Origin of the sequence: Novosphingobium sp. HR1a (assembly GCF_015594425.1) — a bacterium.
GTDB classification, from domain to species: Bacteria; Pseudomonadota; Alphaproteobacteria; order Sphingomonadales; family Sphingomonadaceae; genus Novosphingobium; species Novosphingobium resinovorum_A.
The window spans coordinates 1-12132 of sequence record NZ_JABXWS010000013.1; the positions used below are offsets into that span (position 1 = coordinate 1).

The window sequence follows — 12132 nt, forward strand, 5'->3', positions numbered from 1 at the left end:
CGCGACGCGCGGCGGTGGCGCGCGNGNGNGNGCGNGNGGGAGAAGCCCCTCCGTCAGCCCTGCGGGCTGCCACCTCCCCATTCCTTCGGAACAGGGAGGATGCTTACTTCTTCCGCGCCGTCGCGATGAAGTTCAACGCGAGATCGTCCGACAGGTGCAGCCCCTTGAGCGGCGACCATGCGATCCCGCGCGGCATGCCCAGTTCCAGCCCGGCGCCATCCGCAAGCTCGCGCAGTTCCTCAGGCGTCACGAACTGGCTCCACTCGTGCGTGCCCCTGGGCACCTGGCCGAGCCGCTCCGCCGCCTCCACCAGCAACACGCGCGAGCGGGCGGTGCGGTTGGGGCAGGAGAGGATCATCAGCCCGTCATCCGCCAGCGCGGCGGCGAGGTGGCCGATGAACGCGGCCTTGTCGGTGACATGCTCGATCACCTCCAGCGAGCAGACGAGGTCGTAGCCGGTCAGGCCCAGCGATCCCAGTTCGCCCGCGCGGTAATCGATGGCCAGCCCGCCCGCCTCGGCATGGGCGCGCGCGGCGGCGGCGTTCTCCGGCGCTGCGTCAACGCCCGTCACCGCCGCGCCCATGCGCGCCAGCGGCTCGCACAGCAGCCCGGCGCCGCACCCGGCATCGAGCGCGCGCTTGCCAGCCAGCGGCCTGAGCCCACGCGAATCGGTGCCGAAATGCCCGTCGATCGCCTCGCGGATGAAGCCGAGGCGCACCGGGTTCAGCTTGTGCAGCATCGCCGACGTGCCCTTCGGATCCCACCACTCGGCGGCGAGGGCGCCGAAGTGCGCAGCCTCCTTCGGATCGATTGTTGCGCGCGAAGCGGGAAGAGAGGCAGTTGCATTGTCCATGATCCCCCCCTAACAGCGCCGCCGACTCTTATCCACACTCGCGCACTCCGCGCGGGTCTTTTACGCAGGGGAGCAACGGCGCCTTGGCACGTATCGTGATGAAATTCGGCGGCACTTCCATGGCCGGGTCCGAGCGCATCCGGCGCGTGGCGGGTATCGTCAAACGCCAGCAGGAAGCCGGGCACGAAGTGGCCGTGGTCGTCTCCGCGATGGCGGGCGAGACCGACCGCCTCGTCAACTTTTGCCGTGAAGCCGATGCGCTCTACGATCCCGCCGAATACGACGTCGTCGTCGCCTCGGGCGAGCAGGTCACGTCCGGCCTCCTCGCGCTGACGCTGCAGTCGATGGGTTGCAAGGCGCGCTCGTGGCTGGGCTGGCAGGTGCCGATCAAGACCGACGACGCCCACGCCAAGGCCCGCATCGAGGACATCGACGCCGAGGCGCTGATCGCCTCGATGGCGTCGGGCCAGATCGCGGTGATCCCCGGTTTCCAGGGCGTCTCGCCCGACAACCGTGTGACCACGCTGGGGCGCGGCGGCTCGGATACTTCGGCGGTGGCCGTGGCGGCGGCGGTCAAGGCAGACCGCTGCGACATCTACACCGACGTCGACGGCGTCTACACCACCGACCCGCGCATCGTCGCCAAGGCGCGCAAGCTGCCGCTGGTGACTTATGAGGAAATGCTGGAACTGGCCTCGGTCGGCTCCAAGGTGCTGCAGACCCGCTCGGTCTCCCTCGCCATGAAGGAGAACGTGCGCGTGCAGGTGCTGTCCTCGTTCATCGACGAGAACGCGCCGGCCGCCGATACCATCCCCGGAACCCTGATCGTCAGTGACGAAGAGCTTGAAGGAAGCGACATGGAACGCCAGCTGATCACCGGCATCGCCGCCGACAAGAACGAAGCCAAGATCACCCTGACCCGCATCGCCGATCGTCCGGGCGCGGTGGCGTCGATCTTCGCGCCGCTCGCGGATTCGAACATCAACGTCGACATGATCATCCAGAACGTCGCCAAGGACAAAGGCGAGACCGACGTGACCTTCACGGTCCCGCAGGCCGACCTCGCCCGCGCGCAGGCGTTGCTGGAAGAGCGCAAGGACGCGATCGGCTACTACCGCATGATCGCCGAGGGCAACGTGGCGAAGATCAGCGTCGTGGGCGTCGGCATGCGCAGCCACGCGGGCGTCGCAGCGACGATGTTCAAGACGCTCGCCGATCGCGGCATCAACATCATCGCCATCTCGACCAGCGAGATCAAGGTCTCGGTCCTGATCGACACCGACGAGACCGAACTGGCCGTGCGCGTGCTGCACACCGCTTACGGGCTCGACGCGGCCGCCTGATCGCGGCGCTCTCGCGTACCCGCGACGGATTGGAGAAAGGCGGCGCGGTAAGCGCCGCCTTTTTTCGTTTCGGCTATCCGCGCGGCGGATACAGCGCTGTCAAAGCCGCGAAACCGCGATAGTGCGCGTGCACAAGTATGCTGATCAGCATTCCAATGGAGTAATCGACCTTGCGCCTTTCCCGAATGGTACTCGCTCTGGCCCTGACGTCGTCGCTGGCTCCGCTTGCGGCTGCACCGGTCGTTGCCAAAGAGGCGAAAATCGTCACCGAGGCCGAGGCACGCGAGCGCGCGGAGGCGATGCTGCAGCGGATGACGCTGGAGGAGAAGGCGGGCCAGCTCGTCCAGTACTTCGACTTCGGCGGGGCTACCGTGGCGAATCCGAAGGCGACGGCGGTGAACATCGACGCCGCGATCGCGAAGGGGCAGGTCGGCTCGATGCTGTTCGTCACCGACCCGGTCCGCATCAACGCGCTGCAGGAACTGGCGGTGAAGAAGACCCGCCTCGGCATTCCGCTGCTGATCGGCTACGACGTGATCCACGGGTTGCACACGATCATGCCGGTGCCGATCGCGATGGCCGCGTCGTGGGACCCGGCGACGGCCGAGCGCGGCCAGGCCGTCGCGGCATCGGAAGCGCGCGCGGTGGGCATCAACTGGACCTTCGCGCCGATGGTCGACATCACCATGGACCCGCGCTGGGGCCGCATGGTCGAGGGCGCGGGCGAGGACCCGGTGCTCGGCGCGGCGATGGCGGCGGCACAGGTGCGCGGCTTCCAGGGCGGGGCCATCGGCACGCCGGGCCACGTGCTGTCCGGCCCCAAGCATTTCGTCGGCTACGGCGCCTCGTTCGGCGGGCGTGACTACGACGAGGTGGACTTGTCGGAAAACCAGCTGCGCAACACTTACCTGCCGCCGTTCAAGGCCGCGCTCGATGCGGGCGCGGGCAATATCATGAGCGCCTACATGGGCCTCAACGGCGTTCCGGCGGCGGCGAACAAGTGGCTGCTGACCGACGTGCTGCGCAAGGAATGGGGCTTCAAGGGCTTCGTCGTCAGCGATGCCAACGGCGTCGATTCGCTGGAGAAGCAGGGCATGGCGGGCAGCCCGAAGCAGGCCGCCGTGCGCGCGCTGGAGGCGGGCATGGACCTTGCGATGACGGTGCCGAGCAACCCCTCGCCGATGCTGTCGCTGATCGACGCGGTGAAGAACGGCGAAGTGGCCGAAAGCGCGCTCGACGGCCCGGTGCTGCGTCTGCTCGAGGCCAAGTATCGCCTTGGCCTGTTCGACAAGCCTTATGTCGATCCCAAGGCGGTGCCCAGGACCTTCGACGATCCCGCGCACCGCGAAGTCGCGCGGATCGCGGCCGAGCGGTCGGCGGTGCTGCTGGCCAATGCGGGCGGGCTGCTGCCGCTGGACCGCGCGAAGCTCAAGTCGGTGGCGGTGATCGGGCCGCTCGGCGATGCGGGCCACGACATGCTCGGTCCCTGGGTGTTCTCCTCCAACAAGCCGGAGGGCGTCAGCGTCCTTGCGGGCCTGCGCGCCAAGCTGGGCGTGGGCGTGAAGGTCGAATATGCGACGGGAACGGCATGGCCGACCCGCAAGAACCCCTCCTTTTTCGACGCGATGAACAAGCCCGGCGAGCATCCCGCGATCGACGAGAAGGCGGAACTGGCCAAGGCGATCGCGCTTGCGAACCAGTCGGACGTCGCGGTCATGGTGCTGGGCGAGGCGCAGAACATGGCGGGCGAATTCGCCTCGCGATCGGACCTGAAGTTGCCGGGCCGTCAGCAGGAACTGCTCGACGCGGTGATCGCCACGGGCAAGCCGGTGGTCGTAGTGCTGGTCAACGGCCGCCCGCTGAGCCTTGGCGACGCGAAGCCCGGCGCGGTGCTGGAGGCGTGGTATCCCGGCTCCGAGGGCGGCAATGCCGTCGCCAACCTGCTGCTCGGCGATGTCAATCCCGGCGGCAAGCTGCCCTTCAGCTGGATTCGCAGCGCGGCACAGGCGCCTTACACTTACGCCTACCTGCCCTCGCACCAGCCCGGAAGCGCCGACAAGCGCTACTGGAACGAGGACAATTCGCCGACCTGGCCCTTCGGTCATGGCCTGAGCTACACGACGTTCTCCTACGGTAAGCTGGCGGTGGACCGCGCCTCGGTGAAGCTGGGCGAGCCGGTCACGGTGTCGTTCGACCTCACCAACACCGGCAAGCGTGCGGGCGACGAGGTGGCGCAGCTCTACATCCACCAGCGCGTGGGCACGTCCTCGCGTCCGGTGCGCCAGCTCAAGAAGTTCGCCCGCGTCGCCCTCGCGCCGGGCGAGACGAAGCATATGCAGTTCACCCTGACGGCCGACGACCTACGCTACTGGAGCGCGGCGACCAAGGGCTGGGTGCAGGACGACAGCGCGTTCGACGTGTGGGTCGGCGGCGATTCGAAGGCTGACATGGCGACGACGTTCACGGTGGCGAAGTAGGACACCGACCCTTTGACAGTCATTCCCGCGAAGGCGGGAACCCATCTCCGGTTCTCTCGTGTTGCACGGTCATCAGATGGGTCCCCGCCTTCGCGGGGATGACTGTTAAAGGGTGACGGAACAATCACGAAAAAGGCCCCGTGCGCGGACATCCGCACACGGGGCCTTTTCATTCGGCCGTCAGGTCAATCCGCCAGTTCGGGCACCGGCGAGAGTTCGGTGCTCACGCTCATCCCCAGCGCCGCCGCCACGCCCGCACCGTAAGCCGGATCGCAGCGGGTGGCGTTGTCGATGTGGCGCTGCTTGATGAAGTCCGGCGCGTCGCCCATGGCGCGGGCGGTGTTGCCGAACAGGCGCTCCTTCTGCGCATCGTCCATCAGCTGGAACAGCGCGCGCGGCTGGCTGTAGTAGTCGTCGTCATCCTCGCGGAAGTTCCAGAAGTCGGCAGCGCCCGAGAGGCGCAAGGGGGGCTCGCGGAATTCGGGCTGGCCCTGCCACTGGTCGAACGAGTTCGGGTGGTAGTGCAGCAGTCCGCCGTAGTTCCCGTCGACCCGGCCCTGGCCGTCGCGGTGGTTGTTGAACACCGGGCAGCGCGCTGCGTTCACCGGGATCTGGTGGTGGTTGACCCCCAGACGATACCGCTGTGCGTCCGAGTAGGCGAACAGGCGGGCCTGCAGCATCTTGTCGGGCGAGACGCCGATGCCGGGGACGAGGTTGGACGGGCTGAAGGCGCTCTGCTCCACGTCCGCGAAGAAGTTCTCCGGGTTGCGGTTCAGTTCCATCATGCCGACCTCGATCAGCGGATAGACCTTCTGCGACCAGACCTTGGTGAGATCGAAGGGGTGGAAGCCGCAAGTCTCGGCCTCGGCCTCGTCCATGATCTGGACCATGACCTTCCACTTCGGGAACTCGCCGCGCTCGATCGCCTCGTAGAGATCGCGCTGGTTGCTCTCGCGGTCGCCGGCGACGACTTCGGCGGCTTCGGCGTCGGTCAGATGCGCGTGGCCCTGTTGGGTCTTGAAGTGCCACTTCACCCAGAACCGCTCGCCCGCCTCGTTGTAGAACGAGTAGGTGTGGCTGGAGAAGCCGTCCATGTGGCGGTACGACTTGGGGATGCCGCGATCGCCCATCACGTAAGTGACCTGGTGGAAGGCCTCGGGCAGCAGGGTCCAGAAGTCCCAGTTGTTCTGCGCGCTGCGCATGTTGGTACGCGGATCGCGCTTCACCGCCTTGTTGAGATCGGCGAAGTGGCGGGGATCACGCACGAAGAAGACCGGCGTGTTGTTGCCGACCATGTCCCAGTTGCCTTCCTCGGTGTAGAACTTCACCGCGAAGCCGCGAATGTCGCGCTCGGCATCGGCCGCGCCGCGCTCTCCGGCGACGGTGGTGAAGCGGGCGAACAGCTCGGTCTGCTTGCCCTTTTCGGCGAGGAACTTCGCGCGGGTGTACTTCGAGACGTCACCGGTGACGGTGAAGGTGCCGAATGCGCCCGAACCCTTGGCGTGCATGCGACGCTCGGGGATCACTTCGCGGTTGAGGTTGGCCAGCTTCTCGATCAGCCAGACGTCCTGCATCAGCAGCGGGCCGCGCGGCCCGGCGGTGTAGGAGTTGGAGTTGTCGACGACCGGCGCGCCGAACTGCGTGGTCAGCGGGGTAGCGGCGCCGTGGCCGTAGGGGCACTTGGGCTCGTCTGAGTTGGATCCGTGCATGTCGGCTCTCCTTTGGTCATGGGCCTGTGGTCATGGATTGGCGTGTGCTGCCCTCTGGCGGCTCTGCTGTAGACCTAACGAAGCCCGCCAAGGCGGAGAAGCTATACGAACATGTAAGAGTAATCGGGAAACTCGATGAAACTTGATCTATTCTTCGGATTTTACGGCCCAGCACGTCGTGCGCAGCGAAACCAGTGTGTCGATGACGCGCAGATGGCACTCGCGGACCCGCGCCAGATCACCGGCCTGCGTGGCCTTGCGCACTTCATCGGCAAGGACCTGCATCTTCGCGGCTGAAGGTTCGGGCAACTTGCGGCCGAGCATCACGATTTCCGTGGCGCGCGGGGCGCCGAGACCGGCGGTGGCCTGCGTACTCAACCGCAACGCGCCTTCGAGATCCAGAATGTCCTCGAACAGATGTTCGTCGATCGTTACGCCCTGCGCGGCGACCGCTTCCGGGCCCGACGGTGTCGTGGCTGCGGCATTCAGCGGTTCGTCGTCGTGTTGCATGTTGGAAATGACCCCCTGATTTCCATGTAACTGTGCCTCACCTGAACGAACTTGTCGCCATTTGGTTCCGTCGCTCGCCGCTTGTGCGGTGCGGCTCGTCACCCTATGGCGCACGGCTGAACAAAAATCCGGGCTATGGGAATTTCATGACCGCCTTCACCAAGACTTCCGCGCTGATGGCGCGCGGCTGCGAATTCCTCGGCACCGAGACCGCCATCCTGTGCGGCGCCATGTCCTGGGTTTCCGAGCGCAACCTTGTCTCCGCGATCAGCAACGCGGGCGGCTTCGGCGTGATCGCCTGCGGGGCGATGACCCCGGAACTGCTCGACACCGAGATCGCCGCCACCAAGGCGCTGACGTCCAAGCCCTTCGGCGTGAACCTCATCACCATGCACCCAATGCTGTTCGACCTGATCGACGTCTGCGCGAAGCACGGCGTGACGCATGTGGTGCTTGCGGGCGGCATTCCGCCCAAGGGCAGCGTCGAGGCGATCAAGGCCAATGGCGCCAAGGTCATCTGCTTCGCGCCCACGCTGGCGCTGGGCAAGAAGCTGCTGCGCTCGGGCGCGGACGCGCTGGTGATCGAGGGTTCGGAAGCGGGCGGCCACATCGGCCCCGTCTCCACCTCGGTGCTGGCGCAGGAAATCCTGCCGAGCCTCGCCGCCGACAACCTCGTGTTCGTCGCGGGCGGCATCGGCCGGGGCGAGGCGATCGCCGGATACCTCGAAATGGGCGCGGCCGGCGTGCAGCTCGGCACCCGCTTCGCCTGCGCGAGCGAATCGATCGCCCATGAAGCGTTCAAGAAGGCGTTCTTCCGCGCCTCGGCCCGCGATGCGGTGGCATCGGTGCAGGTCGATCCGCGCCTGCCGGTGATCCCCGTGCGCGCGCTCAAGAACAAGGGCACCGAGGAATTCACCGCCAAGCAGATCGAAGTCGCGCGCCTGCTGGACGCGGGCGAGGTCGACATGGGCGAGGCGCAGCTCAAGATCGAGCACTTCTGGGCCGGCGCGCTGCGCCGCGCGGTGATCGACGGCGACGTCGAGAGCGGCTCGATCATGGCGGGCCAGTCGGTCGGCATGGTCGGCAAGGAGGAGCCGGTGGCCGAGATCATCGCCGCGCTCATGGCCGAGAGCGAGGCCGCGCTGACCAATCGCGGCGCCGTCGCGGCGTAAGGGGCAAGGGTATGGCCGAGCCGCTGATCCTCGCCTTTTCGTGTGCCGACCGTCCGGGCATCGTCGCCCGGGTGACGGGCTATCTCGCGCAGATGGGCGCCAACATCACCGAGGCGCAGCAGTTCGACGATCTCGAGCAGGGCCGCTTCTTCATGCGCGTCGCCTTCGATCCGGGCGCCACGGACCGCGAGGACATCCGCGAAGGCTTCGGTCCGATCGCGCACGAATACGGCATGGCCTGGTCGATGCAGCGCCGCGACCGGCCGCGCCGCGTCCTGCTGCTGGTCAGCAAGTTCGACCATTGCCTGGCGGACCTGCTCTATCGCCACCGCATCGGCGAGATTGCGATGGAGATCGTCGGCGTCGTCTCCAACCACCCGCGCGAGGCGATCAACACGCTGATGCTGGGGGACATTCCCTTCCATCACCTGCCGATGGCCAAGGGCGAGAAGGCCGCGCAGGAAGCGCAGATCCGCGCCATCGTCGATGAGACGCGCGCGGAACTGGTGGTGTTGGCGCGCTACATGCAGATCCTCTCTGACGAGATGGCGGGCTTCCTGTCGGGGCGCTGCATCAACATCCACCACTCGTTCCTACCGGGTTTCAAGGGCGCCAAGCCCTATCACCAGGCGCACGCGCGCGGGGTGAAGATGATCGGCGCGACCGCGCACTACGTGACCGCCGACCTCGACGAAGGGCCGATCATCCATCAGGACGTGGAGCCGGTGACGCACTCCGACACGCCCGAGGACATGGTCCGCAAGGGTCGCGACATCGAACGCCGCGTGCTGGCCGAGGCGGTGCGGCTGCATCTGGAGGACCGGGTGCTGCTGAACGGAGCGCGGACGGTGGTGTTCCGGAGCTGAGGCCCACCCCGTCCGGCTAGTTCGCTTCGCTCTCAAGCCTCCCGGCCCTCCCGCGAGCGGGAGGGCTATGCGCAGGTTTCGCATTCCCCTCCCGCTTGCGGGAGGGGGCAGGGGTGGGTTAATCCCTGCCCAACAAAGGGAGAGCACCATGCAGGTCAGCGGCATCGATCACGTCAACATCCTGACCGACGACCTCGAAGGCACCGCCACGTTCTACGAACGCGTACTGGGCCTGATCCGCAGCGAAAACCCCTCGATCCGCGCGGGCACGGCGGGCTACTGGATGCGCGACGCAGGGGGGCTGCCGATCATTCACCTCGTCGATCGCACCACCGCTCCGGGGCGCTACGACGATTACCTGCCGGGCGAATCAACCAACGGTTTCCATCACGTCGCCTTGCGCTGCAGCGGCTTCGAGGAGACCCGCGCGAAGCTGGACGAACTCGGCCTCGACTACCGGTTCAACGATCTGACGCACATCGGCCTCAGGCAACTGTTCCTCGCCGATCCCAATGCCGTGAACCTGGAACTCAACTTCAACGGCGATTGAGGTCGCGCGAAGCTCTGCTAGGCTGCCGGGAAAGCAGCGAAAGGCCAGCCCATGTGTGACGACTATACCGCCGACGACTTCAGCCGCTTGGACCGCCGCGCGTTCTCGGTGCTGGGTGCCGGACTTGCGCTGACCGGGTGCGGAGCGGTGGCGGCGGAGAGCGGCGGCGAACTGACCGAGCGCATGGTTTCGATCACCACGGCGGACGGCGTGTGCGATGCGTTCTTCGTCCATCCGGGCCATAAAGCGGGTGGGGGCAAGCATCCCGGCATCGTGATGTGGCCTGACATTGCGGGCCTGCGTGATGCCAAGAAGATCATGGCCCGCAATCTCGCCGCGCAGGGCTATGCGGTCCTGGTGGTCAACCCGTACTATCGCTCCGGCCCAGCGCCGGTGATGAAGAGCTTCGCCGAGTACCGCACGCCCGAAGGTCAGGCGAAAGTCGGCCCGATGCGCGCGATGCTCACGCCCGAGGCGGTCACGCGCGATGCGACGGCCTACGTGGCGTTCCTCGACACGCAGGACGCGGTGGACACCAAGCGCGGGATCGGCAGCAACGGCTACTGCATGGGCGGGCCGTTCACCGTGCGCACGGCGGCGGCGGTGCCGGGGCGGGTGAAGGCGGCGGTGTCGCTCCACGGCGCGGGGCTGGTGACCGAGGCGCCGGACAGTCCGCACCGGGTTCTGGGCAAGACGAAGGCGAGCTACATCTTCGCCATCGCCCGCAATGACGACGCCAAGCAGCCCGAGGTGAAGACCGAACTGCGCAAGGCTGCGGATGCGGCGAAGCGCCCGGCCGAAGTGGAAGTCTACGCCGCCGACCACGGCTGGTGCGTGCCGGATTCCCCCGCCTACGATCCGGGCGAGGCGGACCGGGCGTGGAAGGCGATGGTGGCGGTTTTCGCGAAGTTGTAGGGCCCACGTCGTCCCGGACTTGATCCGGGACCGCTGGCTGTCTTTAGGTGGGCGTTATCGGCCAGGGCTTCGACAAGCTCAGCCTGAGCGGTTTTGAGAGCAGGTCTTTAAATTCCGCTCAGGCTGAGCTTGTCGAAGCCGCGGCGGCGCGCGCCGACAGATGGGCTGTTCACGGCCAGCGGTCCAGGATCAGGTCCGGGACGACGGACCGCCTCAATCCCCGCCCCAGCGCCACTTCCAGCCGCCGCGCGTGTGGCGTGCGGCGATCACCATGAACACGCCCGTCACCAGCAGCACGCCGACGAAGGACGCGGTCCGGGCGCCCAGCGTGCCGCCGGTCCCCGGCAGCGCGATCCCGACGATAATGGCGAGGTAGGCCGCCAGCAGCGTCCACCCCTGCCACGCGATCGGCAGCCCCGCGCCGTAGCCGTAGCGCTTGGGGGCGAACCACGGATCATTCTCGAACAGCTTGTGCAGCATGATCAGTCTCCATCCTTGGGCGGACGTCCGCGCCTTGCCGGTTCGCCCGCCTCGACCTTGACGCCGCGCCGGGCGAGGGCCTCGCGCAGCAGCACTTCGACTTGCGCGTTCACCGAGCGCAAGTCGGCCGCCGCTGCCCGCTCCAGCGCCGCGTAGAGCGCCGGATCGAGACGGAGCGCGAACGCCTTCTTGCCGGGAGACGCCATCGGACCGTTACGAGTAGAGCGTGCCGGTATTGACGACGGGCTGGGTATCCCGCTCGCCGCAGAGCACGACCATCAGGTTCGAAACCATCGCCGCGCGGCGCTCGTCGTCGAGTTCGACCACGTTCTTTTCCGAGAGCTGCGCCAGCGCCATCTCGACCATCGACACCGCGCCCTCCACCAGCTTGCGCCGCGCGCCGATGACGGCCTCGGCCTGCTGGCGGCGCAGCATGGCCCCGGCGATCTCTGGCGCGTAGGCGAGGTGAGTGAGGCCGCACTCGTCCACCGTGATGCCCGCCACCTGCAGGCGGGCGATCAGTTCGGTGCGCAGTTCGGCATTCACCTGCTCGTGGCTGCCGCGCAGGGTGATCTCGGCATCCTCGACGTCGTCATAGGCGTAGCGCGAGCCGATCGAGCGCACGGCGGCCTCGATCTGGACGTTCACGAAGGCCTTGTAGTCGTCCACGTCGTAAAGCGCCTGCGCGGTGTCGGCGACGCGCCAGACGACGTTGGTGGCGATCTCGATCGGGTTGCCGCGAAGGTCGTTCACCTTGAGCTTTTCCGAGACGACGTTGTTGGCGCGGGCCGAGATTTTCGTCTTGCCCATCCACGGCCAGACCCAGCGCAGGCCGGGGGTGCGATCGGTGCCCTTGTAGCTGCCGAACAGCGTGATCGCGGCGGCCTGGTTGGGCTGGATCATGTAGAAGCCGCTGAGGATCAGAACGTTCATGATCACCGCCGGGAGGATGAAGGCGAGGAAGCCCAGCACCGTGCCCGGTCCCGGATCGCCGCTGGCAAGCGTGACGACGCAGAACACGATCGCCACGAGCAGCGCCAGGAACACTATGAGCATCAGGTAGCCGCTCCGGGTCGAGGCGATGCTCTCCCGGCTGGCGTTGATGGGCAGATGCGAATCGGACATCGGTGGCACCCCTCTAAAAGTGATATCACATTAATATCGGATTTTGAGGCAGAAGCAATCCTCCCCGTCGCGCAGCGATGGGGAGGGGGACCGCCGCCGCAGGCGGTGGTGGAGGGGAAGGGGCGCGCGGGT

General features: G+C 66.9%; 12 protein-coding genes. 6 read left to right on the forward strand and 6 right to left on the reverse strand.

The window, feature by feature from the left end:
* Positions 1-103: 103 nt before the first annotated feature.
* Positions 104-853: a bifunctional 2-polyprenyl-6-hydroxyphenol methylase/3-demethylubiquinol 3-O-methyltransferase UbiG gene (ubiG, locus tag HWN72_RS02290; protein WP_211149707.1), complete on the reverse strand. Its 750-nt coding sequence runs from the start codon at positions 851-853 to the stop codon at positions 104-106.
* Positions 854-951: 98 nt separating this feature from the next.
* Here ubiG and HWN72_RS02295 point away from each other — a divergent pair, with 98 nt between their 5' ends.
* Together HWN72_RS02295 and HWN72_RS02300 are read left to right on the forward strand one after the other, a co-directional pair.
* Entirely contained in the window at positions 952-2196 is a 1245-nt protein-coding gene (locus HWN72_RS02295; RefSeq protein WP_211149714.1) for an aspartate kinase, read from the forward strand.
* A gap of 185 nt (positions 2197-2381) precedes the next feature.
* Positions 2382-4673, forward strand: coding sequence for a glycoside hydrolase family 3 N-terminal domain-containing protein (locus tag HWN72_RS02300; protein WP_248005762.1), 2292 nt, complete (start codon positions 2382-2384; stop codon positions 4671-4673).
* Between the two features lie 185 nt (positions 4674-4858).
* Here the strand turns inward: HWN72_RS02300 and HWN72_RS02305 are convergent, their stop codons facing one another.
* Both HWN72_RS02305 and HWN72_RS02310 read right to left on the reverse strand, forming a co-directional pair.
* The gene (locus HWN72_RS02305) at positions 4859-6382 is read right to left on the reverse strand and encodes a catalase (RefSeq protein ID WP_248005763.1); all 1524 of its coding nucleotides are present in this window, start codon (positions 6380-6382) and stop codon (positions 4859-4861) included.
* Between the two features lie 147 nt (positions 6383-6529).
* Entirely contained in the window at positions 6530-6994 is a 465-nt protein-coding gene (locus tag HWN72_RS02310) for a hypothetical protein (protein ID WP_211149708.1), read from the reverse strand.
* A 44-nt stretch (positions 6995-7038) separates the two neighbouring features.
* Between HWN72_RS02310 and HWN72_RS02315 the strand changes: the two genes are divergently transcribed.
* The 4 genes from HWN72_RS02315 (at position 7039) to HWN72_RS02330 (ending at position 10395) form a co-directional block, all read left to right on the forward strand.
* A complete protein-coding gene (locus HWN72_RS02315) occupies positions 7039-8064 on the forward strand; it encodes a nitronate monooxygenase family protein (protein WP_008832620.1) in 1026 nt (341 codons plus the stop codon).
* Positions 8065-8075: 11 nt separating this feature from the next.
* Positions 8076-8930 carry a formyltetrahydrofolate deformylase gene (gene purU, locus HWN72_RS02320; protein WP_008832621.1) on the forward strand — a complete coding sequence of 285 codons (855 nt, stop codon included), beginning with the start codon at positions 8076-8078 and terminating at the stop codon, positions 8928-8930.
* A gap of 148 nt (positions 8931-9078) precedes the next feature.
* A complete protein-coding gene (locus HWN72_RS02325; protein WP_211149709.1) occupies positions 9079-9480 on the forward strand; it encodes a VOC family protein in 402 nt (133 codons plus the stop codon).
* A 51-nt stretch (positions 9481-9531) separates the two neighbouring features.
* Complete coding sequence (locus tag HWN72_RS02330; RefSeq protein WP_211149710.1) at positions 9532-10395, forward strand: dienelactone hydrolase family protein; 864 nt, start codon at positions 9532-9534, stop codon at positions 10393-10395.
* Positions 10396-10608: 213 nt separating this feature from the next.
* On the opposite strand, the gene HWN72_RS02335 is transcribed toward HWN72_RS02330, so the two are convergent.
* From HWN72_RS02335 to HWN72_RS02345, 3 genes are read right to left on the reverse strand one after another with little or no spacing between them, the layout of a single operon-like run.
* Positions 10609-10875, reverse strand: coding sequence for a hypothetical protein (locus HWN72_RS02335; protein WP_211149711.1), 267 nt, complete (start codon positions 10873-10875; stop codon positions 10609-10611).
* A gap of 2 nt (positions 10876-10877) precedes the next feature.
* Positions 10878-11081: a toxin-antitoxin system HicB family antitoxin gene (locus HWN72_RS02340; protein ID WP_211149712.1), complete on the reverse strand. Its 204-nt coding sequence runs from the start codon at positions 11079-11081 to the stop codon at positions 10878-10880.
* Between the two features lie 7 nt (positions 11082-11088).
* Positions 11089-12000 (reverse strand): SPFH domain-containing protein, encoded by a 912-nt coding sequence (locus tag HWN72_RS02345; RefSeq protein ID WP_211149713.1) that lies wholly within the window; start codon positions 11998-12000, stop codon positions 11089-11091.
* Positions 12001-12132 lie beyond the last annotated feature (132 nt).